A 26,310-nucleotide genomic window follows, 5' to 3' on the forward strand; every position below is an offset into this window, starting at 1 on the left:
CTTTGTGACTTCTTTGCGTAGCTTTTTAAGCTCGCCTTCCATATTATCTGAGCCGCCTTCTTTACTTGGTGAGTAACGCTCAATCCAGGTATAAAAAGTACTTGGCTTCACGCCCAACTCTCTGGCTGTTTGTGCATAAGGTTGATCATTCTCTAAGGCTAAATCAACTGATGATTTCTTAAACTCTTCTGTGTATGTGTCGTATGGTCGTTTGTTCATTGGACAGTCCTAACTTTTTTAACAGGTTACTACGTAATTAGCTGTCCGTAAAAGTGTAACCACTCCAATATCGCCATTCGAAATTCATCATTTATCTGATAAAATAAGAATATATTTAATAAAAATAAAATAATTTATTTTAAGATACACCTATGGGCGAATTAGTAAATTTAATAAATAAAATAGACAACATTACCATGAACCGTGCGCAGCACATACAATTCGGGATTCAATCTTATCATGCACTATTAGGTGTAAATCTAAGAGGATTGACACATATTCTGTATAAGCTTAAAAAGCTGCCATTAAGCCTACAGCATATAGATTTTATCAACAAAAAAATAAAGCTTATCCAAGGCATTCGTCTCCTTTCAACTTCAAAATATCCAGCAAATGAAATTGAGTCATTTGAGCGTGAGGTGGCAAAACTTATTTTATCACGTCAGGAATTTAGGCAATTTGAAAATGAAACAAGTGGTTTTTATGATAGCTCCTGCTTAGCTGATGTGGAAATAAGTGAATCACTTAATGGTGGATTTCATCAATTACCACCATCTTATACACATAAACTCATATCCTCAAACACAAACAAGAATAATCTAAATATAAGCCATATAAAAAACAAGAAACCGTTGTATTTTGAAGAGAATGTAAAAACGCATGATGGTCCTATTAAGGTAAAACTTATGGCCTCAATTGAGCTACATAAAGAGAGATTTTACAATGAACATCAAACCGCACTTCTAAGGGCAAGGCAACTTCATATCCATGAAAGCCGTTTACCAGATGATGACCAGTGTCGCACCTATCGACAGTGGCTACTTATGGAAAGATATGAAACAAAACTAAAGGGCACAAAAGATACAAGCCTGATGATTGAACATTACCATAATTTTATGAGCGCTTTAGCTTGCGATGTGTCCTGCAACATCAACGATTTAGCCTCTTTACTCAACGCGACAGAAGGAAACGCTATAACTTGATGCTGTTGGCATTGGCGCTGTAAAGGTGAGCGTCTTTTGCAAATCACCATATATTTCAACCGGCGTCCAAGGTTGAGGTTGGCCAACAGCAACACCTTGCTTATCAAACCAATTCACTTGATATTGGAAATTCTGGTTGGATGACTTTTTATTCATCACCTGCACCTGTCCTTGAATATTTCCACCTGGCACAGTATGCGTTGCCGGCTGCATTGCTTTTAGCTGACCAAACCCAGAGCCAAAACTCTCAGATGAGCTTGCATTTGATGGCAGGGTAATACAACGACTGGCGCACCCTGATAACAGAAGCAACCCAGCTCCTACGCCTATATAAAGCAATGGCTTTAGTGGTTTTACATTCATCTTCACTCTCCTTGATTACACACCAACACAAGTGCTTGTTTTATTGTTCGGATAGAAAGCTTTTTAATGTTTCTGAGCGAGATGGATGACGAAGCTTTCTCAATGCTTTTGCTTCAATCTGCCTGATACGCTCACGCGTTACATCAAACTGCTTACCCACTTCTTCTAAAGTATGATCTGTATTCATTTCAATGCCAAAGCGCATTCTAAGAACCTTTGCCTCACGCTCAGTTAATGTGCTTAGAATATCTTTTGTTACTTCTTTCAAACTCTCGCCAGTTGCACTATCCACAGGAGAGTCAGAGATTGAGTCTTCAATAAAGTCACCTAAGTTTGAATCTTCATCATCACCGATTGGTGTTTCCATTGAAATAGGCTCTTTGGCAATCTTCATAATCTTACGAATTTTATCCTCAGACATATCAATGTGCTCACTCAACTCTTCAGGTGTGGCTTCTTTGCCTGTTTCTTGCAAAATCTGTCTGGAGATTCTGTTTAATTTATTAATCGTCTCAATCATATGCACAGGAATACGAATTGTTCTTGCCTGATCGGCAATCGAGCGCGTAATCGCTTGTCTAATCCACCAAGTTGCATAAGTAGAGAATTTATAACCACGGCGATATTCAAACTTATCTACCGCTTTCATAAGGCCGATATTCCCTTCTTGAATCAAATCCAAAAACTGAAGCCCACGGTTTGTATATTTCTTTGCTATCGAAATAACGAGCCTTAAGTTTGCTTCAATCATTTCCTTTTTGGCTCTTCTGGCTTTGGCTTCCCCAACTGAGATGCGCTTACTTGCCTCTCTTAACTCATAGATAGACATATCCGCGCCATCTTCAATGATCGCAAGTTTAACTTGAATCTTCTTGACCTCATCTAGCACATTAACAAGATTAGGATACTTTGAAACACTTTTATCTAACCACAAAGAGTCTGTTTCATTACCTTGAAAGTGGTCAATAAAGTATTTTTTTGGCATTTTGCCTTTTTCAACGCACAAGCGCATTAATTTTCTATCATGAGCGCGAATTTCAGACACAAGCCCTCGAATTGCATTAATTAAACGATTAAGCTGCGCACTAGTAAAACGAAGAGCCAAAAACTGAGAAGAGATGCTTTTTACTGTTTCCACATAGGCCTTTGTACCACCTTCTAAATCAAGTAGTTTATTAAAGCTCTCTTCTAGCTCTTTAAATTTAGCCAAAGCGACTTCTGGATCAGGCCCTGTATCTTCAACTGTGTCAGAGACATTGTTAGAACCTGAATCATCATCAGAGCCTGCTTCATCATTTAGAGTCTCTTCAGGGTTATCAAGCATTGAGCCAACATCTGTACCCGAGGCATCAACCTCATCTCCTTCATTAAATCCTGTAATTAAATCAGAAAACTTAATGAACTGATGTAAAGGAGTCTCATCTTTCAGCTCATCTTCCAGTGCATTGTGCTCTTCTCTGGCATTATCCAACAGCATTTGATAGCGACCGAGTAATGATTTAATTACAAATGGATAGCCTGATAATGCATCAAGTACTTCTTTAGTGCCCTCTTCAATACGTTTAGCAATCTCAATTTCGCCAGAGCGTGTCAGAAGATCTACAGAGCCCATTTCCCGCATATACATACGCACAGGGTCAGTTGTCCGGCCAAAATCACCATCTGAAGAAAGTGCTTGCACCGCATCCTCATCAGCAGTGCCATCAGCTTGACCTTCTATCATTAGTAAATCTTCGGCATCAGGCGCAGATTCAAACACCTTAACCCCGACATCATTGATCATCTGAACGACTTCTTCAATACGCTCAGGATCTGTAATCTCATCTGGTAGATAATCGTTCACATCGGAGTAAGTTAAATAACCTTGCTCTTTACCCAAAGAAAGTAATTCTTTAATTTTAGAAAGCTGTTGTTCTTTTATATTTATATTTTGATCTGACATGAAGCCTCACATTCTTATTTTTTTACGCCTCTTATGGACATAATATTTTTTTGCTGCATATGCAAATAACAACCTTAAAGGTACAAACGTATCTGTAAACTTTTTGATATCACAGACACTCTATGTTAACCTCTTTAAAGTGGCGTTATCTTATTTGTTTTTCAAGAAAATATACCTACTTTTTTATGCTTACTAGTGTAGTTACGTTTTCTCTTTTTTGTGCAGTAATTTCTGCAACTTATGTCTTTCAGCTTCTGTTAAAATAGTGCGTTTCGATTTACTTATAAGCAGCTCTAGTTCACTTTGGCTTGCCTCTTTAGTCACTTTATCTAACATGGCGATCAACTCATCAATCAGCAATTTCTCATCAAGTTCCACAGGTAACTGCATAAGCTGATAAAAATATTGCCTAAACTTCTCATACTTTTCAGTCAATATCTGCACAAGCATGGCTGAAGTCAGCCCAATATTCTGCCTGATTATATTCAATGCATCAAGTAAAATAATATGCTGTTCTGTTTTGCATGCAAATAGTACTGTATTATTTCTCTGCACAACCTCATCAATACCCTTTGGCATCATTAAGATATAAGCCAGCGCCTTTTCGACTACCGTGAGATGGTTAATATCAAGTTTCTGCCACCTAACAATATTACTAGGCTCACTCTTTTGGGAATTGTTTGTATGTTTTAAAAACGCATCCAGTTGCGCAAAGGACATCCCAAGCTTTTGCGCCAAGGTGTTTTTGATACTTTCAAGGTAGGCATTATCTTTTATGCCGGTTAATATTTCTTTTGCTTTAGATAATATTTTTGCCACATCATCAGCAGAGTCAATATCTTTGTCTTTTGTGATAAAGTAACTAAAAAACTCTGAGGTACTGAGCGCGCTATCACACAATGCTTCAAATGCTGCCCGTGAATGTTTGCGCACATAACTATCTGGATCTTCACTCTCTGGAAGTAATAAAAATCGTGCCTCTTTTGTATCACTTAAAAGCGGCATAATAATTTGAAAGGCTCTAAGCGCTGCACTTTGTCCTGCTTTATCACCATCAAAGCATAAAATGATACGGTCAACTTCACGAAACAGTACTTTCGCATGATCCTCTGTAAAAGCAGTTCCGAGTGTTGCCACTGCATGATAGCAGCCAGCTTCATACAGACCAACCACATCCATATAACCCTCAACGACTATAATTCTAGTGGGTTTTTCTCTTTGCTTTAGCTGATATAAGCCATAAAGCTCTTGAGATTTATGGAAAACAGGTGTTTCAGGTGAGTTCAGGTACTTCGGCTGTGATTTATCAGAGCTAATGATTCGCCCACCAAAGCCAACAATTTGCCCGCGTCTATTATAAATAGGGAAAGTTAGTCGTCCACGAAAGCGATCATATATCCTTGATTGCTCATTTTGAATCACCACTCCAACTGCAGATAAGACTTTGTCTGAAAATTTTTGAGAAAGAACATCATAAAGCCCTTGCCATAACTCAGGCGCATAACCTATTTGAAAGTATTTAGCTGTTTGCCCGCTAATTTCTCTACCTTTAATATACTCGATCACATCTTTGGCATTCTCGGCATATTTCAATTGCCATCTAAAATATTTATTCGCAGCATCTAATGCTTGGTAGCATTGAGTAATGTCAATCTCTTGGTCACGGTCTTTTGTCACATCCGATTTTTCATAGGGAACAGTCATCCCCTTTAAATTAGCAAGCTCTTCAATTGCCTCAATAAAGCTCATATGCTCATGTTCAGATAAAAAAGTAACCACATCACCTGTTGCATGACAACCAAAGCAATGATAAATCTGCTTATCTGGACTGACTGAAAATGACGGTGTTTTTTCATGATGAAACGGACAGCACGCCATATAGTTTTTCCCGGTTTTCTTTAATTTAATAAAACGGGAAACAACCTCGACAATATCCGTTGAAGAAATAAGCTCTCTGATAAACTCGTTCGGCACTTTGCCTTTCATTTATACACTACGAGAGTTGTGACTTTATAATAGAGCCAACTTTACCCATGTCCGCACGGCCATGTAGCTCAGCCTTAATCTTGCCCATTATTTTACCCATATCTTTCATGGAAGAAGCACCTTCTTCCATAATCGCTTTTTGAATAATATTAATCACTTCATCCTCAGAAAGAGGCTTAGGAAGATAACTTTGTAAGACTTCAATTTCATCAATTTCTTTTTGTGCTAACTCTTCACGAGCCGCACGTTTAAATTGCTCAACTGAATCTTTACGCTGTTTGATCATTTTGCTAATGATACTGATTGCTTCATCATCACTGATTGTGATTTTATCATCAATCTCTTTTTGCTTGAACGCAGCCAACGCCATCCTAATGGTTGCAAGTCTCACCTTATCTTTGTTTTTCATAGAGGTTTTCATATCTGCCACTAAACGCATGTTTATCTCAGACATCGACTTGTTTCCTATTAGTTAATTAACGACGCTTTGCGCCTGGCGTTGATCTCATTGCTTGCTTTGCGGCACGTTTAACGGCTGCAGCTTTCTTACGCTTACGTTCCCAAGTTGGTTTTTCATAGAATTCTCTACGACGCAACTCAGATACGATTCCCGCTTTTTCACATGTACGTTTAAAACGACGTAGTGCAATATCAAATGGTTCCGTTTCTCTAACGCGAACTGCTGGCATACTTTCTCACCTCACTTAAAATGCCAAGTTTATCAATCTATATCCATCGTATATGTCTTAGTATTTAAAGCACAAACGACAGAATTGATGCTCGATTCTAGCGACTTTACATGCAAAAATCAAACTGATTTTCTATTTATTCGCTTGAAAGTAACTTTAAGTATAGATAATTTATATAAAATCATCAAAATAAGCGGCTACTTCACTCGAGGATCTAACTTACCTGATTGATATTCTAAGTACATTGCTTCTAATGAGACTGGCTTGATCTTACTTGCCATTCCAGCTGAACCAAATGCCTCATAACGAGCCTGACAAACCTCACTCATAGCTTCTTTTGCAACTTTATTATATTGACGCGGATCAAATGCCGCTGGGTTTTCAACCATAAAGCGGCGGATAGCGCCTGTTGCTGCCATACGTAAATCAGTATCAATATTAACCTTACGCACGCCGTATTTGATCGCCTCAACAATCTCCTCAACAGGAACTCCGTAGGTTTCACCCATTTGTCCACCATGCTCATTAATAATCTTCAACCAATCTTGAGGAACAGAAGATGAACCATGCATAACCAAATGTGTATCTGGGATACGTGCATGAATCTCTTTAATACGTGAAATTGCCAGAATATCACCTGTTGGTGGCTTGGTAAATTTATAAGCGCCATGGCTTGTTCCAATAGCAATAGCCAAAGCATCAACCTTAGTTGATTTGACAAAATCAGCGGCTTCCTCAGGATCAGTTAATAATTGATCATGCGATAAAATACCCTCAGCACCAACACCATCTTCTTCCCCTGCTTGCCCTGTTTCTAAAGATCCAAGACAACCAAGCTCACCTTCAACAGAAACACCACAAGCATGTGCCATTTCTACTGTGCGCCTAGTGACATCAACATTGTATTGATAATCAGCAGGCGTTTTACCATCTGCTTTTAAAGAGCCATCCATCATCACCGATGAAAAGCCTAATTGAATAGAGCGTTGGCATACATCTGGAGAAGTGCCATGATCTTGATGCATACAAACAGGAAGATGTGGATATTCCTCAATTGCCGCCAATACAAGGTGGCGAATAAACGGTGCACCTGCATATTTTCTTGCCCCCGCTGAAGCTTGCAAAATAACAGGTGAGTTCACTCTGTCAGCTGCTTCCATTACAGCACGGATTTGTTCCAAATTATTCACATTATACGCAGGAATACCATATCCATTCTCTGCTGCATGATCTAAAAGTTGTCTTAACGATACTAATGCCATTATTCTATTCCTCTTTTATACTACATTTCCAGCTTGAATTACTTTGATTTTATTCGTTCCACCATGAACACCCATATGGTCTCCACTGGTTAAAATCATCCAATCACCCCCTTTGACAACACCACGTTTTTCAAGCTCTAAAGATGCCTCTCTGTTAACATAAAAACGTGCCATGCGTGTTGAATCAAACTCAATTGGAACAACACCGCGATAAAGCGTCATTCTACCAAGGGTTGGCTTATTGCGTGATAACGCATAAATAGGCAAACGTGTATTAATCCTTGACATCCAAAGCGCAGTTGAGCCAGATTCAGTCAATGAAATAATGGCTTTTGCTTTCACATGGTTTGCCAAATATACCGCAGCATTTGCAACAGCTTCATCAATACGCTCATCATTATTAATAATGTTGCCTTTTGAAACAATATCAACAAGATCATTATTCTCAGCAGCTTCACATACACGATTCATAACCGCCACTGTTTCCACTGGATATTCCCCAGCGGCTGATTCAGCTGAAAGCATCACAGTATCGGTTCCATCCAACACAGCATTTGCCACATCAGATACTTCCGCTCGCGTTGGCGTTGAATTGGTAATCATCGATTCCATCATCTGAGTTGCAGTAATCACAACTTTGTCCATTTGACGTGCACGACGAATAATCATTTTTTGCACTGCTGGAACGTTTTCATCACCAATTTCAACAGCAAGATCGCCACGTGCAACCATCACCGCATCCGAGGCTTTAATAATCTCTTCAATATTATCAACTGCTTCAGTTCGCTCCACCTTTGAAACAATGCCTGCATTGCTGCCACTTTCTTTTAAAAGCTTTCGTGCATATTCAAGGTCTTTTCCATCACGCGGGAAGGATACAGCAACATAATCCACATCTAATGCAGCAGCGGTTTTAATATCCTCTTTATCTTTATCTGTCAACGCAGGCGCAGTCAAACCACCGCCCTTTTTATTGATTCCCTTATTATTAGAAAGCTTTCCACCAACAGACACTTTGCAGTGCACTTTATTCCCAGATACTTTATCAACTTTCAAAATAACCTTACCGTCATCCAATAAGAGAATATCTCCCTTTGAGACATCTTGAGGTAGTGCTTTATAGTCAATACCAACTGACTTCTCATCGCCCTCTTCATTCTTCATATCCGCATCAAGAATAAAATCAGCGCCTTTTTTTAGCTCTACACTTTTATTTTTGAATTTGGCAACACGAATTTTAGGACCCTGCAAATCAGCCAAGATACCAATATGCACACCTTGCTCTTTAGCCACTTCGCGAATCAACTGAACACGTTTTCTATGATCATCCGCCGTGCCGTGAGAGAAATTGCACCTAACAGCATTTAAGCCTGCTTTCACCATCTTTGTTAACACATCTTTTGATTCACTAGCAGGACCAATGGTTGCAAGTATTTTTGTTCTTCTCATTAACTTAATCCTTATTTGCTCTTTGGCATAAGATTTCAACACCAGGCAATGTTTTACCTTCAATAAACTCTAAAAAGGCACCGCCTGCTGTTGAGATATATGACACTTTATCTTTAATTCCAAATTGCTCGATGGCTGCAATTGTATCACCACCACCTGCAACTGAGAATGCATCTGAATCAGCAATTGCTTTGGCAATTGCTTTGGTGCCATCACTGAACTCAGGGAACTCAAATACACCAACTGGACCATTCCATAAAATCGTTTTTGCTTGTGCAATTTTTGCTGCTAATAACTTTTCAGTTTCAGGACCAATATCTAAGATCATTTCATTGGGCTCTACCGCATGAATATCTTTGATTGTCGCTTTTGCTTTTTCATCAAATGCTGCTGCAACACGCACATCAACAGGTAAAGGAATCTCAGCACCCTTTTCCTTTGCTTTTTGCATTAACTCGCGCGCTTTATCAACTAAGTCGGCTTCCATTAACGAGCCACCAACATTAAACCCAGCTGCAACCAAAAAGGTGTTGGCAATACCGCCTCCGACAATCAACTGATCAACCTGATCAATTAGATTTTCCAATACGGTTAACTTCGTGGAAACCTTAGAACCCCCAACAATTGCTAAAAGGGGTTTTTTAGGTGCTTTTATCGCCGCAGATAATGCATTTAGCTCATCTGTTAACAAGAGCCCTGCACAAGCAACTGGCGCATATTTTGCAACACCATAAGTTGATGCCTGCGCACGATGAGAGGTAGCAAACGCATCCATCACAAAAACATCACAAAGTGCAGCTAATTTCTGAGAAAGTCCTTCATCTGATTTTTTTTCACCAACATTAAAACGAACATTCTCACACAAAACAACCTCACCTGAAGCAACATCTATACCCTGCTCTAAATAGTCTTTCTCTAGTCGAACCGGCATATTTAAACGTTTACTTAAATAATTAGCAACAGGCAAAAGTGAAGCTTCATCGGCATACTTTCCTTCTTCAGGACGCCCAAGGTGAGAGGCAAGAATAACACCCGCACCTTGATCTAACGCATATTGAATTGTTTTAAGTGCAGCCTCAATTCTTACTGAACTTGTGACTTTCCCAGCTTTAACTGGGACATTAAAATCAACTCGGATAAGCGCTTTTTTCCCTTTAAGCGGGACATCACGAATGGATAAAAACTTCATTACATTCCCTTAATTTTTACTTTGTTTTATTTAATATGATCATACATATCAACCATAAGTCTTTGTGTATCTACTTACATCTGACTTAATTGAGAAAAAAGGCGCTTTAAAGCGCCTTTAGGAAGTTACTCTTTTTTATTTCGCTTCAAACCATGCTTTTGTTGTTCTTAGCATTTGGTTTGAAAAACCCCACTCATTATCATACCATGATAAAACTTTTACCATAGAGCCAATAACACGTGTTTGTGTTGCATCAAAAATAGATGGATGCGCATCATGATTGAAATCAGAAGATACAAGTGGCGCTGTATTATACCCTAAAACGCCATTTAGTTTTCCTTCAGAGGCAGATTTTAGAATGCTATTAACTTCTTCAACAGACGTTTCAGCTGATGCATTAAAAGTTAAATCAACAACAGAAACATTAATCACTGGCACGCGCATCGCAAAACCATCCAAACGCCCTTTTAACTCCGGCAATACAAGACCAACTGCCGCTGCTGCACCTGTTTTTGTTGGAATCATATTTTGCGCGGCTGCACGGGCACGGTGTAAGTCTTTGTGATAGCTATCAACCGTTGACTGATCATTTGTATAAGCATGAATTGTTGTCATTAGGCCTTCTTTAATACCAATAGTATCATTCAATGCTTTAGCAACAGGCGCCAAACAGTTGGTTGTGCACGAAGCATTTGAAATAACTGTCATATCAGAGCGAAGAGTATTATCATTCACACCATAAACAATTGTTGCATCAACATCTTTTCCACCAGGCGCTGAAATAACAACTTTTTTTGCCCCTGCTTTAAGATGTGCTTGGCATTTTTCTTTTGAAGTGAAAATACCTGTGCATTCAAAAACAACATCTACATCAAGCTTACCCCAAGGTAAATCTTCTGGATTTCTCTCTGCTAAAATTTGAATGCGATCACCATTAACAAGCATTTCACTTCCTTCAAAGGAAACCTCTGCTGGAAAACGGCCATGCGTTGTATCATATTTTGTTAAATGAACATTAACATCGGCACTACCCAAATCATTAATTGCAACAATTTTGAACTGGTCACTTAAGCCACCTTCATAGATTGCTCTAAGCACACATCGACCAATGCGACCATAACCGTTAATTGCAATTTTTATTGCCATGATTTTTTCTCCTTTGTTGAATTCAGCATATTGCTGTACCTAAAAAAATATTAATACGAAAAATCTTACGCCAAGACTTTCTCATTTTTTGATGTATTTATCAAGTTTTGTGCTCTATTTACTGCATTTTCAACCGTTAAGCCAAATAATTCATATAATGCTTTTGCTGGCGCAGACTCACCAAAGCGATTAACACCAATCACGTCACCGCCTGCTTTTGGCAGAAGTGCATACCAAAGATCTCCTTGAGCAGCTTCCATAACAAGTGCTGGAATGCTTTGTTCAATCACTTCATGGCGATACTCTTCTGCCTGTTGTTTGAATATATCAACGCATGGCATTGAGACAACATTTGCTTTAACGCCTTGAGATGCTAATACTTTAGAAGCTTGAAGCATAATACTCACCTCAGATCCAGTTGCCATCAACGTAATCTCAGCACCTTCATGCTTTTGCAATAAATAACCGCCTTTTTTAATCTCTTCAACTTGGGCATGATTTTCAACCACTTGTGGTAGTCCTTGTCTTGAAAGAGATAGCAGGTTTGGCGTCTCTTTCGATTCTATCGCTATTTGCCATGCAATTGCTGTTTCAACCGCATCTGCTGGTCGCCACACATTTAAATTTGGCATCACACGCAAACTTGGCAAATGCTCCACTGGCTGATGTGTTGGTCCATCTTCACCCAACCCTATTGAGTCATGCGTCATAACGTAGGTTACAGGTTGTTTCATAATCGCACTCATGCGAATGGCATTTCTTGCATAATCACTAAACACTAAGAAAGTACCACCGTAAGGTTTAAAACCGCCATATAATGACATGCCATTCATCATAGCAGCCATACCAAACTCTCTGACGCCATAGGAAAGATAATTTGCAGGAGATGCGCCATTATTAAGCCATTTTGACCCTGAGTAATTCGTTAAATTTGACCCTGTTAAATCTGCTGAGCCGCCAAACATCTCTGGCAATTCGTTACAAAATACCTCTAATGCCATTTGGGATGCTTTTCGAGTGGCAACCGATGGTTTATCTTCAAAGAGTGTATTAATGTAGCTTTTTATTTTTGCAGGTAAATCAGCTGGCAATGCTTTATCCAAACGGCGAGTTAAAGCATTGTAGTCCTCGGGATACTGTGATTTATAGTCATTTAATTTTTGTTGCCACTGAGACTCATCTTTCTCACCTTTGAGCGTATGATCCCAATCTTGGTAAACAGACTCTGGCACCTCAAACGGCGCATATGGCCAATTAAGTGCTGCACGTGTTTTTGCAATTTCATCATCGCCAAGCGGTGCGCCATGTACACTATGCGATCCTGCTTTATTTGGTGAACCCTCTCCAATAATTGTCTTACAACAAATCAAAGTTGGTCTTTGTGTTTCCTTATGCGCTGCAGCAATAGCGCTATCAAGTGCATCAAAGTCATGACCATCAACGCCACGAATTACATTCCAGCCATAGGCTTCATAACGTCCAACAACATCTTCACTAAACCAGCCTTTAACATCGCCATCAATTGAGATACTGTTATCATCCCAAAATGCAATTAATTTCCCAAGCTTAAGCGTGCCTGCAAGAGAGCTTACCTCATGTGAAACACCCTCCATTAAGCAGCCATCCCCTAAAAACACATAAGTTTTATGGTCAATGAGTTGACAGTCATCCTTATTGAAGCTTTCACTTAATACTTTCTCAGCAAGCGCCATACCAACAGCATTGGCCAAACCTTGCCCCAAAGGACCGGTTGTTGTTTCAATTCCTGGTGCATAACCATACTCTGGATGTCCCGGTGTTCTTGAATGGAGTTGGCGAAAATTTTTAATATCATCGATACTAAGACCATAGCCAGTTAAATGCAGTAATGAATAAAGCAACATAGAACCATGACCATTTGACAGCACAAAGCGATCACGGTTTACCCAATGTGGATTTTTAGGATTATGCTTTAAATATTTACGCCATAAAACCGTTGCTATATCAGCCATACCCATTGGCATTCCCGGGTGACCGGAGTTTGCTTTTTGCACAGCATCAATGGATAAAAAACGAATTGCATTCGCTAAAGTCTGGTTTGAGTTCATAGTCACTCCAATGTTACACGAAAAAATAATGGCAAAAGTCTATCATAAGCAAAGAATAATGTCAGCGATCCATCTCGGCGAAAACTCATCCTTTTGGCTGTCCTTTCAGTTTATCCATATAACGAAGTGATAAACAATGATAGACCGGTTCTTTACAAATAATCCTTGATGCCGCTGTACCAATTAATGCTGCCAGCATAATAGGCAAAAGCATCCCTGTTGACACATTACGCGTCATTTCAGAAACAATAATAAAACAGGTAATTGGACTTTGCACCACACCTGAGAAGTATGACACTGTCCCAATCAAAATAATCGCACTGGCATAATGCGCGGCAAAAAACTGACTCATCATATGTCCAAAGCCTGCCCCTGCTGACAAGGATGGGGCAAAAATCCCACCCGGGATGCCACTAATGAAAGATAAAAGCGTAGCAATCATTTTCCACAGACCATAGAAAATAGAGGTATCATTCCCATGCCCATTTAATAGATCAACGGCAATATCCTTACCACTACCATATATTGCGCCATGTGTTGCAACACCAATAATTGCAATGATTAAACCAATCACCCCGGCAAACACAATTGGTTTTTCACGAACAAGCTTCACACATGCACCTGAAATCATTAATAAAAGCCTACTAAAAAGTCCACCCAAAAACCCACAGATCACTGATACAATAATAATGACGATCCAGCCACCACTTAAGATATCAATCGTTGCCGAACTTGCACCAAAGTAGGCATAGTTCCCAATAATTTCAAGTGATACAAAACCACAAAGCACCACCGTCGTAATCATGGTACCTGTAATTCCCTTATCAAATGAACCTGCTAGCTCCTCAATCGCAAACACAACCCCAGCTAACGGCGCATTAAATGCCGCTGCAATCCCTGCTGCACCACCGGCAAGTAAAAGCCCTCTTTCTGTATCTTCACGATTAAATTTTTCTAATCGACCCAAAAAATGCATGACCGATGCACTTAGCTGTATAGTTGGTCCCTCACGACCAATCGACGCTCCAGAGAGAAAACCAAGAGCGGTTAACATAAACTTACCGAGCGCAATTCGCATTGAAACAAGCTTACTGCGACGCTGCATATTCTTCACTTTAAGTGCAGTCATCACTTGAGGAATACCACTACCCTCAGCACCATTAAAATAGTTTTTAAGCAGATAAACAATTACCATAAACCCAACAGGGGTAATGAACAGCGGCCAATAAGGGTGTTTTTCTGACAGGGCATTAAAGCTTTCATTTAAATTATCGCAAAGATAGGCAAAGAGCACACATACAAGGCCAACTAATATCGCACCACCCCAGAAGATCAATCTTCTTCGCCATAACGCAAATGACATCAATTTACGTGATTCAGTAAATAGTTTGTCTTTTTTTAGTGCTTTTAAATTTATATATTTCATCACGGTCAATTGATCAGCAAAATCGCTGTGGCTATTCTACGCTCGTTTTCCTTTAAAAAAAAGATAGAATTTGCACTGAAGCTAAAAAAAACGCATACTGATACAACAAAATTCACTGGATTAAAAAAGACATGAGCATTCTACATATTATCACTATTAACTACACTACCAACCCATCGACAATAGATAAATTACGCCCTGATCATAGAGTGTTTCTAGATGAAGGCTATCGCCAAAATCTATTTATCGCATCTGGACCAAACACAGAACAAACAGGCGGTTATATTATTGCCCGCGGGGAACTTCAAAGCATTAAAGCACTCATGCAAAAAGACCCTTTTGCGCTTAACCATGCAGCCGAATATCACTATGCTAGCTTTCATGCTGCAAAATATGCCAGTGACTTTGAACAGTTCATTCAGTAATTGGCTATTTGTTTCAATCAGCCTACAACAGTATTTTCAAATGTGATTTTCAATTAACCCACTTGAAATACTGCGTATTTTTTTCTATGGTGTAAGGGTGTATAAACGCCGTTCTCACTAGCTTTGAGGCCACAGAAAAGGACTGTTATGCTAAAACGTTCACATCCTAGTCAAAATGACATTGCTGCTATTTCGACAGAAGATGACCAAATTATTCTCTCAGGCTTGTGGTGTTGGCAGTATATTGATGAGCGTTTGCTTGATTCACTGAACAGCTCAACAACCACCTACCAAATAATCAATTTGCAATCAATTAGCCAGCTTGACATCTCTGGTGCTTATTTTATTTTTAAGCTCTCACAAAAGTATAAAATTAATGCGATTAAAGGCAATAGCTCTCAAATGAGCATGCTTGAACTTGTCAAAAAAAACTACTCTCCTTGTGATGCAAAACTTCAGCCTCTAAACACCTATGAGAAAGTCTATCTAATTGGTGAAAATACAACTGAGTACATTAAAGATAGTAAAAACCTTGTTGCCTTTATTGGTGAGACACTTTTAAGTTATCTACAAGTTATACGCACCCCCTTTTCAACACAGTGGCGCTTGCTTCTTGATATTATTGAGCAAACAGGTGTGCGCGCCATTGGCATTGTATCACTGCTTTGCTTTTTGATTGGTATTGTGCTTTGTTATCAGATTGGCTCTCAACTGAAGATTTATGGTGCAAGCATTTTTGTAGTTGATTTACTTGGCATTTCACTTCTCAGAGAATTTGCACCACTTATTACTGCTATTATCGTTGCAGGGAGATCTGCTTCTTCCTATGCAGCAGAAATTGGCTCCATGAAAGTACAACAAGAAATTGATGCACTTAAAACCTTTGGCATCAGTCCGATTAAACGTCTTGTGGTTCCAAGAATTGTTGGCATGATTATTTCTTTGCCACTTTTAATTGTTATTGCTGATATCATTAGTGTGATAGGCGGTATGGTTATGGCCAAAGTATCACTTGGCATTTCTTTTGCAGAGTTTATACAACGCTTCGGTGATGCTGTTTCATTTAATAATTATTTTACAGGACTCATAAAGGCACCCTTTTTTGCTATTATTATTGGCTTTGTTGGTTGTTATCGTGGCATGTCCGTTAAAAACAATTCCCTTAGCATTGGTCGGGAAACAACAAAAAGTGTGGTTTATTCTATCTTTTTAATTATTGTTGCCGATGCTTTATTCTCCATATTATTTAGCGCGATAGGTATTTAGTATGGATAAACTTACACCGATCATTCAAATTAAAGATCTTGGCACTGCATTTGATGGGCTTTGGGTACATAAACATTTAAACCTTGATATTTACCCCGATAAAATCACAGCCATTATTGGCGGTAGCGGCTCAGGAAAAACAACACTGATCCGTGAGATTTTAATGCTTCAGCCTGTTACTGAGGGAGAGATTTATCTGCTTGGGGAAAAAATATCAACCCTTTGTTACAATGAAGCCAAAAGAAGAGCATTTGCTTGTAATATGGGGATGATGTTTCAAGGCGGTGCACTTTTTAGCGCACTCACTGCACTTGAAAATGTGATGTTCCCATTACAGGAATACACAGACTTTTCACGCGATGTGGTCATTGATTTGGCTCGTTTAAAACTCAAAATGACCGGTCTACCTGAAAGCGCATTTAACAAGTCTCCCTCAGAGCTAAGTGGTGGCATGTCAAAGCGTGTTGCCTTAGCACGCACACTTGCGCTTGATCCAAAAATTGTATTTTTAGATGAACCTTCAGCAGGTTTAGATCCACATTCAACACTAGAGTTAGATGAGTTAATACTGAAACTTAAAGCAGAGCTTGGTTTGTCTATTATCATTATCACACATGAATTAGAAAGTATTTGGCGCATTGTTGATGATATTGTCTATATTGATCAGAAGAAGATACTGGTGCATGACAGCGTTGAAAACGCCGCCAAGATGACTGAATATGAGTCGTTGAATCAATTTTTCCATGGCTCACAAAACCACAATGTGGCGACACAGAAAACGAAAAAGGATACCAAATGAATAAAAACCGATATTTTATTGTGGGACTTTTCATTATTATCGTTACCATTGGAATGATTTTTATTGGCTTTTGGCTGGCATTTGGACTAAATGACACAAAATATAACACCTATTTGGCACGTTTTAATGAATCCGTTGATGGCTTGAACCTAAATGCTCCTGTTAATTACAATGGCGTTAATATTGGTAAAGTCACAGATATTAACATTGATCATAAAAATCCAAGCATTGTTATTGTTACCATGCAAATTCAAGAAGGGGTGCCAATTTTTACCAACACCTATGCATCTCTTGTACCGCAAGGGATTACAGGGCAAGTTTATATTAGCTTTTCACTGAAAGGAAAATCACCTCAGGCACCACTGCCACCAACCAAAGAAGCGCCTTTTCCTGTCATTCAAACAAAGGCTTCTTTTTTAACTAATATTGTAAATCAAATGAGCGTACTTGCCGAGCAGGTTACCAACATATCTAAACGTGTTGGACAAATAGTCGATACTGATAATGTGAAAAAGGTTGATGACATTTTAAGTAACTTACAAACCATATCTAACTCGATTGCAAAGAACTCTCAAGCAATAAATCAAAGCCTGACCTCGCTTAATATTGTACTTAAAAATGCCGCTATTAGCAGTAACAAGCTAAATAGTCTTATGAGCAATGTCGAACAAGCTTCAAAAGCAATTGCTGCAACATCGCAAGATGTGAGTAAAATTTCTCAGTCCCTACAAACACAAACCATTCAAGGATTTAATAATGTTATTTTACCTGAGCTTGGACAAACATTGACTAGCGTCAATCAAAGTGCTCGAGAGTTAAATCAACTGGTGAGTAAGCTGAATAACAACCCTTCTATCTTAGTTAGAGGACAAACAACTGCAATAACATCCCAAAAAGGACTGGTACATGAATAGAAAACAGCATAAAAAAAAGGCCTCCATTGCATTAGGATCTATTATGCTAATGCTCTCTGGGTGTAGCATCTTATCACCAATCCCAAACACTGAAATCAATAACTTCCAGATTGTGTTCACGCCTCCAAACACGGAGACAACAACTCAGTCAGAAACAAAACTCCCAAAACAAAATCTGACACTTTTTGTTACCCCACTTAGTACTGAGCAACCTTATAACTCTACTGATATGTATTATCAGCAAGAGAAGTATATTCTTGCCAGCTACCAACTCAGTCGATGGGCAACCCTCCCGAGCAAAATGATAACTCAAACACTAACTCGCTCACTTGAAACGCAGCATATTTTTGAAAATGTTGTCTCAAGTAATTTTATTGGTTATGCAAATTATCGCCTAACTGGCACCTTAAATAAACTTGTACAAGTAGTCGATAAAAACGGTGCGAAAGTTTTCCTATCAGTAAGTTACACGCTTGTGAGTGCTGATAATGGGAGAGTTATTGCCAGCAAAAACTTCACGCTCAGCGCCCCATCTGAGGCAAATGCAAAATCCTATGCAAAAACAACCAATCTTTTAGCAAACAAATTAGCCAATAATGTCTCCACATGGCTTTTAGAAGCTTCAGTTAAAACCCAAACAAAAAAATCAACGCTGAGCACTTGATAAAAGATACTCGCCTTTGAAATAACTCTCAACATTTTCGACTAATAAATCAATCTCAGGATGCGCAACAAATCTAGCCTGTGCAGTATCATCTGCATTAATCAGCACTGTCTCCATTCCCAACACTTTAGCTGGAATCAAATTATGCGAGGAATCTTCAAAGAAAGTCGCATTAGCTGGGTTGATATTAAATTTACTAATAATATACTCATATGCTCGCATATCTGGCTTTGGCACTAGGCTAGTTGACTGCAATGTGACGACATCTTCAATTACTTTATCTAAATTTAACTGCCTCATCACACGATCTGCATGATAGTCGGAGCCATTTGTAAAGATAGATAAATGTGCGCCCTCTAACTTTAAATTCCGAAGTAAATTCAAAAGTTTGTTATTAGGCAAAAGCCTATCCAATGAAACATCATCAACAACAGATAAATACTCTTTTGGATCAATATGATAATTAGCCATTAACCCATGCATTGTGGTGCCATAAGTTGTATAGTAATCATCGCGCAAAAAATCCGCCTCCAACTTGGGAAGCTTAAGCTTCAACTGGATGAACTCGGACATTTTTTCAAGCTGTTGATTAAAAAATTGAGAACTTGAGTGATACAGTGTGTTATCTAAATCAAAAATATAATGCTTTTTTAACGTCATATTACTCACTTATTTTGCCAATGAATGGCGCATTTGTGTAATTACTTGCTGATAATTAGCAGCGCCAAAAATAGCAGAGCCTGCAACAAAGGCACGCGCACCATTATCTGCCAAGTTTTTGATATTATGTATATTTACACCGCCATCAACCTCCAGCAAAATCTCAGGCTTTGTGCGACTGATCCAATCAGCGATATCTTTTACTTTATCAAGCATTTCAGGGATAAACGCCTGCCCACCAAAGCCTGGATTCACTGTCATAACCAATACTCGATCCATCAGAGAAACAACGTTGTCACAAAGCGCAATACTACTTGCTGGGTTCAGTGCAAGACCCGCTTGAAGCCCAAAAGATTTAATCAAACTCAAGCTTCTATGCACATGTTTTGATGCTTCAGGATGAAACACAATACTTGATGCACCGGCTTTTGCAAAAGACTCAATTAAACTATCGACTGGCTCGACCATTAAATGCACATCCATATTTGCATCAATCCTCGCCTTTTTTAAGGCTGATAGAACCATTGGTCCAAAGGTTAAATTAGGAACGTAATGATTATCCATCACATCAAAATGAATATTATCAGCTCCAGCGCTTAGAACTTTATTCACATCATCAGCTAAATGTGCCAAATCAGCAGATAAGATAGAGGGGTTAATTTGATAGGTTGACATATTATCTGACTCCAGTAGATAAGTGTGTAGTAGATTGTACCTGATTTCGCATTGATTGTAAGCATGAGAGTTCCGCCAACTTATTTCAATTATCAACAAGCCCGACTAAAAGTGTTCCATTGAAGCAAAACACTTCATACTATACCACCCGCAAACCATTTTACCCTATTTCTGCCATTGAATTTCTTGTTCTTTTGAGTCATCAGATATTGCTAATAGTCCGAGCTATTACCTGCAACCTAATGACTCAAAACTATCAAAAACTTCTTCAACATTAAACACCGCAAAATGGTTTGCGGGTGGTATAACTGATAAATTCATGAATTACTGCTTGTCTTCTTTGACTCTCTTTTCGCTTTTAGCGATGATAACGCAAATTACATCACTAGCTTCATATTCTGTACATGATTCATAAAACAAAAGCACTTATTGCCATTTTATACTGTGTTCCCATTTTTGGCATCGGCATCGACCTATACACGCCTTCTTTACCCTTTATTGCTCAAGACTTAGCAACTAGTACCGCTTGGACAAAAATGACTATCAGTAGTTTCATGCTTGGCGCGTTTATTGGCATGCTTGTCTTTGGAACACTTGCTGATATTTTAGGTCGCCGAAAACTGATTCTAGCAAGTCTTGTAGGCTATATCCTATTTAACTTATTCATTGCTTTTAGCCCTTCAATTTATCTTGTCATTACCTTCCGCTTTATTTCCGGCATTTGCGCTGGGAGTATTGCAGCACTTAATCGAGCACAAACCACCGATTTATTTCGTGGCAATGAGATGAAAAAAGTTTCCTCTTCAATGACGATTGTTTGGGGGTTGGGACCAATTTTAGCACCCTTTATCGGCGGTTTTTTACAGCACTTTTTAGGATGGCAAGCACCATTTATCTTCCTTGCCGTTTATGGCCTGGTTGGACTTGTATTAATGTACTTTTATCTACCTGAAACACATCAAGAAAGAGCAAACAAAAACCTTTATGTTATTCTTTCAGACTATCGAACAATACTGTCGCATAAAGCCTTCTTAGGGGCGCTTTTACAGTGCGGTATTCTTTATGGCATCTTACTTTATTTTGGCATTATTGGCAGTTTCTATGTGCAAAGCCAACTACAATACTCTGCTGTCACCTATGGAAACTTCTCACTTTTGCTTGGATTCGCCTATTTCTTTGGGACAATCTTCCGACGCATATTTAGCCATATATCTGATTGCAACTATTTAAAAATTACTTTCAATCTTTTGATCGCTATTAACATTGCTTTCTTTATCATAAGCTTCCTAAGTCACTGGAATATGCTTGTTTTGCTGTTAAATGCCTTTGTCTCATCCTTTATAGTCGGGCTGATTTATCCTGTCTACTTGAACCGCTGCCTGAGTCTTTTCCCTAAAATTGCAGGCACTGCAGGCGCCCTATCTGGCGCTGGAGTCATGCTTATCATTAGCATTATCTCTGCCCTTGCTGGGTTGATTCAAGTAACACTTTTACCTATTTTTATTGCTATCTATCTTATTACCGCTGCAATCAATTATTTACTATTTTTATTTCTCAAGCCAGAGTAGTTAATCTCAAAATCAGCATTTGCCATAAAACGCTTATTTTTTGTATGATTATCATGCTAACATCAGATGATATTTACCAGCAACGGAGTGCAAAATGCCATGAAAGATGCCTATATTATTTTTGACTATACTTATGCCGAAAAAAGTCATACCAGCCAAAGAACCCCTCATCTTTCTCGCTATGCTGAGATTAAATCCACCAACGCATCTTCAGCTATTAGCTACCATGCAAAAATATCCTCAGAAACAAAAGCACTTGAGCTTCGTGCAGCTGCAGATTTCATTACCAGCAAGCTGAAAACTTGGCGTTATACCAATATAAAATTTATCATCTCTGGGCACGGCCAATATGAACAATCAGGCGGGCTTGTTTCAGGTGATACTGGCACAGCCGTCTGGATTTCTATTGAAACTATCGCTGCGGATATATTAACCGTCATCCAAGCTGTCAATCTAGGCAAACTTTCCTACCCTGTCTGGCATTTCAAATTATGCATTTGCTATGCAGCAAGATCGACTGTCAACTACCAAACCCCTCCTTTGGCAAATCAATCGGTTATGAACCCTGATAACTCTTTAGCCGGACGTTTATCAAAGCAGCTAAAATCACTTGGCTTACAGAATTTCACCCTAAAAGCATATTTTACACCTGTGAATATCGATCAGCACAATGGGCATTTACGTGCACATACCGAAAGGAACTTTCAACAAAAACACCAACGCTTTAAGCTTCTGGAAGAAAAAAAGCTTCTCTATCCTAAAGGCTATGCGTTTTGGGAGGCCTCTAGAGAAAAAACCCCCGAAGAAGCTGAGTTTGTAGATGGACTCAATTTTTGCTGCACCGTTGCCTATGCTGAAATTGAGTATAAGGTTGACCCCAGCAATATTGAAGTTAAATTTTTTACAGCCTTTAGTCAGTTTCTGCCTATGTTTGAAGCTGAATTTTCTAAGCTTGATGATTGGAAAGAAGTGCTTAGCTATCGTGCTTGGGATAGCTATCATGCTACTGTTGTCAGTGAATCCATCTCTCAAGCCAATAAAATTACTTGGACATGTGAAAACACGACCCTACAGGCGAATATTCACTCTGAAGAAACAGCACTTATATAATACAATGATGCTTACTAATTCCCTTGCATTCAAACCTTAAAACGATACCATATCACTATCTGACACAAAGTATGTTTTCGCTCTATGTTACAATATAAAGACTTAAGAGAGTTTCTTGAATATCTTGAATCTACAGGGGAGCTTGTTCGCATTCACCAAAGCATTTCCCCTCATCTTGAAATGACCGAAATATCCGATAGAACCCTTAAGAAAAAAGGACCTGCACTTTTATTTGAAAATCCAAAAGGGTTTACGACGCCTGTATTAACTAACCTATTTGGCACTGAAAAGCGTATTGCGCTGGCACTGGGCGCTGAAGATGCCAGCAAACTGCGTGATATAGGTGAGTTACTTGCTTATTTAAAAGAACCCGAACCCCCTAAAGGTTTAAAAGATGCATGGGATAAACTTCCTGTATTAAAACAAGTGCTAAAGATGTCACCAAAGAAAATTAAAAAAGCGCCTTCTCAAGAAGTTATTATCAAAAAAGAAGACGTAGATCTTTATAAACTACCTATTCAGACTTGCTGGCCAAAAGATGTGGCTCCGCTTATTACTTGGGGGCTAACCATTACCAATAGCATTAGAAAAGAACGTTTAAATCTTGGCATCTACCGTCAACAACTCATCGGGAAAAACCGCCTTATCATGCGGTGGCTCCATCATCGAGGTGGCGCACTTGACTATCAAGCATGGTGTAAAAAACACCCCGAGAAACCATTTCCTGTTGCGGTTGCACTCGGCGCTGATCCTGCAACGACCTTAGCTGCCGTAACCCCTATTCCTGATACGCTTTCTGAGTATGCATTTGCTGGCCTCCTAAGAGGTCAAAAAACTGAGCTTAGCACTTCTATATTACATGAAGATATTGATATTCCTGCTCATGCTGAGATCATACTTGAAGGGTTTATTTACCCAAATGATGAAGAGAATGAAGGACCTTACGGTGATCATACCGGCTATTATAACGAAGTTGAACGCTTTCCTGTTTTCACAGTTGAGAAAATTACCCACCGCAAAAATCCTATTTATCACAGCACCTACACAGGACGACCACCAGATGAGCCAGCTGTTTTAGGCGTTGCATTCAATGAGATTTTTGTGCCTATTATTCAACGGCAATTTCCTGAAATTGTTGATTTTTACCTTCCCCCTGAAGGCTGCTCTTATCGTCTGGCTATTGTGAGCATTAAAAAACAATATCCAGGACATGCCAAGCGTGTCATGATGGGTGTTTGGTCCTTTTTGCGCCAGTTTATGTATACCAAATTTGTTATTGTTGTCGATGACGATATCAATACGCGCTCGTGGGAAGATGTCATCTGGGCGATTACGACACGCATGGATCCAACACGCGATACCACTTTAATTGACCATACGCCAATTGATTATCTTGACTTTGCCTCACCTACCTCTGGGCTTGGCTCTAAAATGGGTCTTGATGCGACCAATAAGTTGCCAGGGGAAACCCATAGAGAATGGGGTGAAAAAATTGAGATGAACGAGGAAATCAAAGCCAAAGTTGATGCTATTTGGGAATCATTAGGGATTGATCATGACTCAAAAGCCTAAGCAACCAAAAGCCCTTTATGCCATTTCTTTATTAATCCTACTAGGCGCCTTATGGGGCTCTGGCTATACAATAGCACGCTATTGCATGACCCACGGAGTACACCCCCTTGGCTATGGGTTCTGGCAATCACTTGGTCCTATGATCTTTTTACTTTTGGTGATTATATTCGCACGCATCCCTTTTTCATTAAAACCAAACTATATTCGCTACTATATTGCTTGTGGCGTTTTGGGTATTGCCATTCCAAATACTGTGATGTACTTTGCTGCAGCCCACATCCCCTCTGGCATTCTAACTGTTTTAATCAATACCGTGCCAATTTTAATCTTCCCACTGTCCATTTTATTTGCCTTAGAGCATTTTTCATTAAAACGCTTCTTCGTTGTGCTTCTAGGCTTTTTGGGAATTCTTCTCACTATCTTAAGTAACTTGACTTTACCCACATTGCATAATATCCCATGGAGTATTATTGCACTCATTGCTCCTTTATCATTTGCACTATGTGCCGTATGGATTGCAGCTTTTCGCCCAATGCCTAGTAACTCTTTAAGCTTATCACTTGGCATGCTAATCATTTCATCACTATGCCTTGTACCTTTAACACTCATTATGGGCGCATTTCACCCCATTAGCTTCCCACTTCAGATCAATGATTGGTTGATTATTCTTGAAATCATCTTATCCAGCCTTGGCTATATTGTGCTTTTTGTGCTTATTAAATTGGCAGGTCCTATTTATTATTCGCTGGTTGGGGGAATGGCATCTGTATTTGGACTTTTGTGGGGTAAGTTATTTTATGGAGAGTCTTTAAACTCAAGCTCTTGGCTTGGTGTATTTTGCATAATTGGCGCCATTATTTTACTCACCCTGCTCTTGAAAAAAGAAAAAGAAGTGGCAGAAAATTAGTCTTGCTGTATCACTGATTTTTGATAACCAAGCCCTTGAATTGAGAGCTCCACAACATCACCAACTCGTAAATAATTCGGCTCATTTCCTAAAATTTCCTCTTCCAATTGAACCCCCTTGGGCGTTCCAGTTAAAATAACATCGCCAGGCTGTAGTGTAAAATATTTGCTCAATATTGATATTAATTTGGGCACATCAAACACCATGTTTTTTGTTGTCCCATCCTGCATAAGCTTTCCATTTACTTTTGTTTGGATAGATAAATGACCAACATCTACCTCATCCGGAGTTACAATATATGGTCCTAATGGACAAAAAGTATCGGATGATTTACCCATCTCATACTGCCCAGGATCCTGAAACTGTAATCCTCTATCCGACACATCATTTGCAATACAATAACCAAAAATACATTTGGCAGCTTCATTGGTATCAACATACTTTGCTGACTTCCCAATAATCACTGCAAGCTCGTTTTCATAGTCTAACTTATTGCAGTTTCTGGGAATATAAACTTCATCATATGCACCTACTACGCTACTATTTGGCTTTTGAAAAAATATAGGATATTTGGGCAATACATGAGGGCCGCCTAAGAAATCCACACGTTCTAAATGATCTATATAGTTCATTCCAATGGCTACAATTTTACCCGGATGATGAATGCAAGGCATAACCTTATGTTCATTTAATATTTCATCTATTATAGGCAACTTCTCTATTTCACCTTCTTTCAGCTGTAATAATGCTTGCAACTCTTTAATATAATACGGACTAACCTCTTTAACATATTGACTTAAATCAAGTATCTTCCCATTATAAAAAATCGCTGGTTTAACTTCCTCATAGTGAAAATAACGTAAAAACTTCATCGAAAACCTCCTAAGATTTGTATTAATTTAGCAAGCCCCACATAATGAGCTACTATTTGTACAATTTATAGAATTTAAAACATTGGCAGAGCACGCTAAGACATTTAAAGAGTACTACAAAGTGATGCTTGTTAACA

At 39.0% G+C, this 26,310-nt stretch carries 25 protein-coding genes; 10 read left to right on the plus strand and 15 right to left on the minus strand.

Translation table 11 applies throughout. The annotated features are described in order from the left end of the window. On the minus strand, window positions 1-219 hold a 219-nt coding region (locus A37Q_RS0109525), incomplete at its 3' end, for a transposase (protein ID WP_018299643.1). Window positions 220-371: 152 nt separating this feature from the next. Here A37Q_RS0109525 and A37Q_RS0109530 point away from each other — a divergent pair. After that, a complete protein-coding gene (locus tag A37Q_RS0109530) occupies window positions 372-1,202 on the plus strand; it encodes a hypothetical protein (protein ID WP_018300042.1) in 831 nt (276 codons plus the stop codon). Here A37Q_RS0109530 and A37Q_RS15905 read toward each other — a convergent pair. From A37Q_RS15905 to A37Q_RS0109585, 11 genes are all read right to left on the minus strand, one after another. Next, on the minus strand, window positions 1,167-1,565 hold the full coding sequence (locus A37Q_RS15905) for a DUF1425 domain-containing protein (protein WP_018300043.1): 399 nt from the start codon (window positions 1,563-1,565) through the stop codon (window positions 1,167-1,169). The genes A37Q_RS0109530 and A37Q_RS15905 overlap by 36 nt on opposite strands. A gap of 40 nt (window positions 1,566-1,605) precedes the next feature. Further along, window positions 1,606-3,507: an RNA polymerase sigma factor RpoD gene (rpoD, locus tag A37Q_RS0109540; protein WP_018300044.1), complete on the minus strand. Its 1,902-nt coding sequence runs from the start codon at window positions 3,505-3,507 to the stop codon at window positions 1,606-1,608. A 201-nt stretch (window positions 3,508-3,708) separates the two neighbouring features. Beyond that, window positions 3,709-5,493, minus strand: coding sequence for a DNA primase (gene dnaG, locus A37Q_RS15170; protein ID WP_018300045.1), 1,785 nt, complete (start codon window positions 5,491-5,493; stop codon window positions 3,709-3,711). A gap of 7 nt (window positions 5,494-5,500) precedes the next feature. After that, window positions 5,501-5,947, minus strand: coding sequence for a GatB/YqeY domain-containing protein (locus A37Q_RS0109550; RefSeq protein ID WP_018300046.1), 447 nt, complete (start codon window positions 5,945-5,947; stop codon window positions 5,501-5,503). 22 nt (window positions 5,948-5,969) lie between these two features. Continuing rightward, window positions 5,970-6,182, minus strand: coding sequence for a 30S ribosomal protein S21 (rpsU, locus tag A37Q_RS0109555; RefSeq protein WP_018300047.1), 213 nt, complete (start codon window positions 6,180-6,182; stop codon window positions 5,970-5,972). A 197-nt stretch (window positions 6,183-6,379) separates the two neighbouring features. After that, a complete protein-coding gene (gene fba, locus A37Q_RS0109560) occupies window positions 6,380-7,444 on the minus strand; it encodes a class II fructose-bisphosphate aldolase (RefSeq protein ID WP_018300048.1) in 1,065 nt (354 codons plus the stop codon). 15 nt (window positions 7,445-7,459) lie between these two features. Next, complete coding sequence (gene pyk, locus A37Q_RS0109565) at window positions 7,460-8,893, minus strand: pyruvate kinase (RefSeq protein ID WP_018300049.1); 1,434 nt, start codon at window positions 8,891-8,893, stop codon at window positions 7,460-7,462. 4 nt (window positions 8,894-8,897) lie between these two features. Beyond that, window positions 8,898-10,082 (minus strand): phosphoglycerate kinase, encoded by a 1,185-nt coding sequence (locus tag A37Q_RS0109570; protein ID WP_018300050.1) that lies wholly within the window; start codon window positions 10,080-10,082, stop codon window positions 8,898-8,900. Between the two features lie 135 nt (window positions 10,083-10,217). Then, window positions 10,218-11,228, minus strand: coding sequence for a type I glyceraldehyde-3-phosphate dehydrogenase (gene gap, locus A37Q_RS0109575; RefSeq protein WP_018300051.1), 1,011 nt, complete (start codon window positions 11,226-11,228; stop codon window positions 10,218-10,220). Between the two features lie 65 nt (window positions 11,229-11,293). Continuing rightward, window positions 11,294-13,321: a transketolase gene (tkt, locus tag A37Q_RS0109580; protein WP_411763039.1), complete on the minus strand. Its 2,028-nt coding sequence runs from the start codon at window positions 13,319-13,321 to the stop codon at window positions 11,294-11,296. Between the two features lie 79 nt (window positions 13,322-13,400). Further along, window positions 13,401-14,741 carry a chloride channel protein gene (locus A37Q_RS0109585; RefSeq protein WP_018300053.1) on the minus strand — a complete coding sequence of 447 codons (1,341 nt, stop codon included), beginning with the start codon at window positions 14,739-14,741 and terminating at the stop codon, window positions 13,401-13,403. A gap of 131 nt (window positions 14,742-14,872) precedes the next feature. On the opposite strand from A37Q_RS0109585, the gene A37Q_RS0109590 reads away from it, so the two are divergent. The 5 genes from A37Q_RS0109590 to A37Q_RS0109610 all read left to right on the plus strand — a co-directional run bounded on the left by A37Q_RS0109590 (window position 14,873) and on the right by A37Q_RS0109610 (window position 18,809). After that, window positions 14,873-15,166, plus strand: a complete 294-nt coding sequence (locus tag A37Q_RS0109590) for a YciI family protein (protein WP_018300054.1) — start codon at window positions 14,873-14,875, stop codon at window positions 15,164-15,166. A 147-nt stretch (window positions 15,167-15,313) separates the two neighbouring features. Beyond that, window positions 15,314-16,432, plus strand: a complete 1,119-nt coding sequence (locus tag A37Q_RS0109595; RefSeq protein WP_018300055.1) for an MlaE family ABC transporter permease — start codon at window positions 15,314-15,316, stop codon at window positions 16,430-16,432. 1 nt (window position 16,433) lies between these two features. Then, the gene (locus A37Q_RS0109600) at window positions 16,434-17,231 is read left to right on the plus strand and encodes an ABC transporter ATP-binding protein (RefSeq protein ID WP_018300056.1); all 798 of its coding nucleotides are present in this window, start codon (window positions 16,434-16,436) and stop codon (window positions 17,229-17,231) included. Beyond that, on the plus strand, window positions 17,228-18,145 hold the full coding sequence (locus A37Q_RS0109605) for an MlaD family protein (protein ID WP_018300057.1): 918 nt from the start codon (window positions 17,228-17,230) through the stop codon (window positions 18,143-18,145). Before A37Q_RS0109600 ends, A37Q_RS0109605 begins: the two co-directional genes overlap by 4 nt. After that, window positions 18,138-18,809, plus strand: coding sequence for an ABC-type transport auxiliary lipoprotein family protein (locus A37Q_RS0109610; RefSeq protein WP_018300058.1), 672 nt, complete (start codon window positions 18,138-18,140; stop codon window positions 18,807-18,809). The genes A37Q_RS0109605 and A37Q_RS0109610 overlap by 8 nt, the downstream gene beginning before the upstream one ends. Here the strand turns inward: A37Q_RS0109610 and A37Q_RS0109615 are convergent. Further along, the gene (locus tag A37Q_RS0109615; protein WP_018300059.1) at window positions 18,792-19,469 is read right to left on the minus strand and encodes a pyrimidine 5'-nucleotidase; all 678 of its coding nucleotides are present in this window, start codon (window positions 19,467-19,469) and stop codon (window positions 18,792-18,794) included. The two genes, A37Q_RS0109610 and A37Q_RS0109615, sit on opposite strands and share 18 nt — an antisense overlap. A 9-nt stretch (window positions 19,470-19,478) precedes the next feature. Then, window positions 19,479-20,144: a ribulose-phosphate 3-epimerase gene (gene rpe / locus A37Q_RS0109620; protein WP_018300060.1), complete on the minus strand. Its 666-nt coding sequence runs from the start codon at window positions 20,142-20,144 to the stop codon at window positions 19,479-19,481. Between the two features lie 404 nt (window positions 20,145-20,548). Between rpe and A37Q_RS0109625 the strand changes: the two genes are divergently transcribed. From A37Q_RS0109625 to A37Q_RS15175, 4 genes are all read left to right on the plus strand, one after another. Further along, entirely contained in the window at window positions 20,549-21,712 is a 1,164-nt protein-coding gene (locus A37Q_RS0109625) for a Bcr/CflA family efflux MFS transporter (protein WP_018300061.1), read from the plus strand. A gap of 99 nt (window positions 21,713-21,811) precedes the next feature. Further along, window positions 21,812-22,822, plus strand: a complete 1,011-nt coding sequence (locus tag A37Q_RS0109630) for a hypothetical protein (RefSeq protein WP_026196624.1) — start codon at window positions 21,812-21,814, stop codon at window positions 22,820-22,822. Between the two features lie 84 nt (window positions 22,823-22,906). Further along, entirely contained in the window at window positions 22,907-24,394 is a 1,488-nt protein-coding gene (gene ubiD, locus A37Q_RS0109635; protein ID WP_018300063.1) for a 4-hydroxy-3-polyprenylbenzoate decarboxylase, read from the plus strand. Then, window positions 24,378-25,301, plus strand: coding sequence for a DMT family transporter (locus A37Q_RS15175; protein ID WP_018300064.1), 924 nt, complete (start codon window positions 24,378-24,380; stop codon window positions 25,299-25,301). The genes ubiD and A37Q_RS15175 overlap by 17 nt, the downstream gene beginning before the upstream one ends. On the opposite strand, the gene A37Q_RS0109645 is transcribed toward A37Q_RS15175, so the two are convergent. Then, the gene (locus A37Q_RS0109645) at window positions 25,298-26,173 is read right to left on the minus strand and encodes a fumarylacetoacetate hydrolase family protein (protein WP_018300065.1); all 876 of its coding nucleotides are present in this window, start codon (window positions 26,171-26,173) and stop codon (window positions 25,298-25,300) included. The genes A37Q_RS15175 and A37Q_RS0109645 overlap by 4 nt on opposite strands. Window positions 26,174-26,310 lie beyond the last annotated feature (137 nt).

Source organism: Fangia hongkongensis FSC776 = DSM 21703, from assembly GCF_000379445.1.
Classification (GTDB): Bacteria; Pseudomonadota; Gammaproteobacteria; order Francisellales; family Francisellaceae; genus Fangia; species Fangia hongkongensis.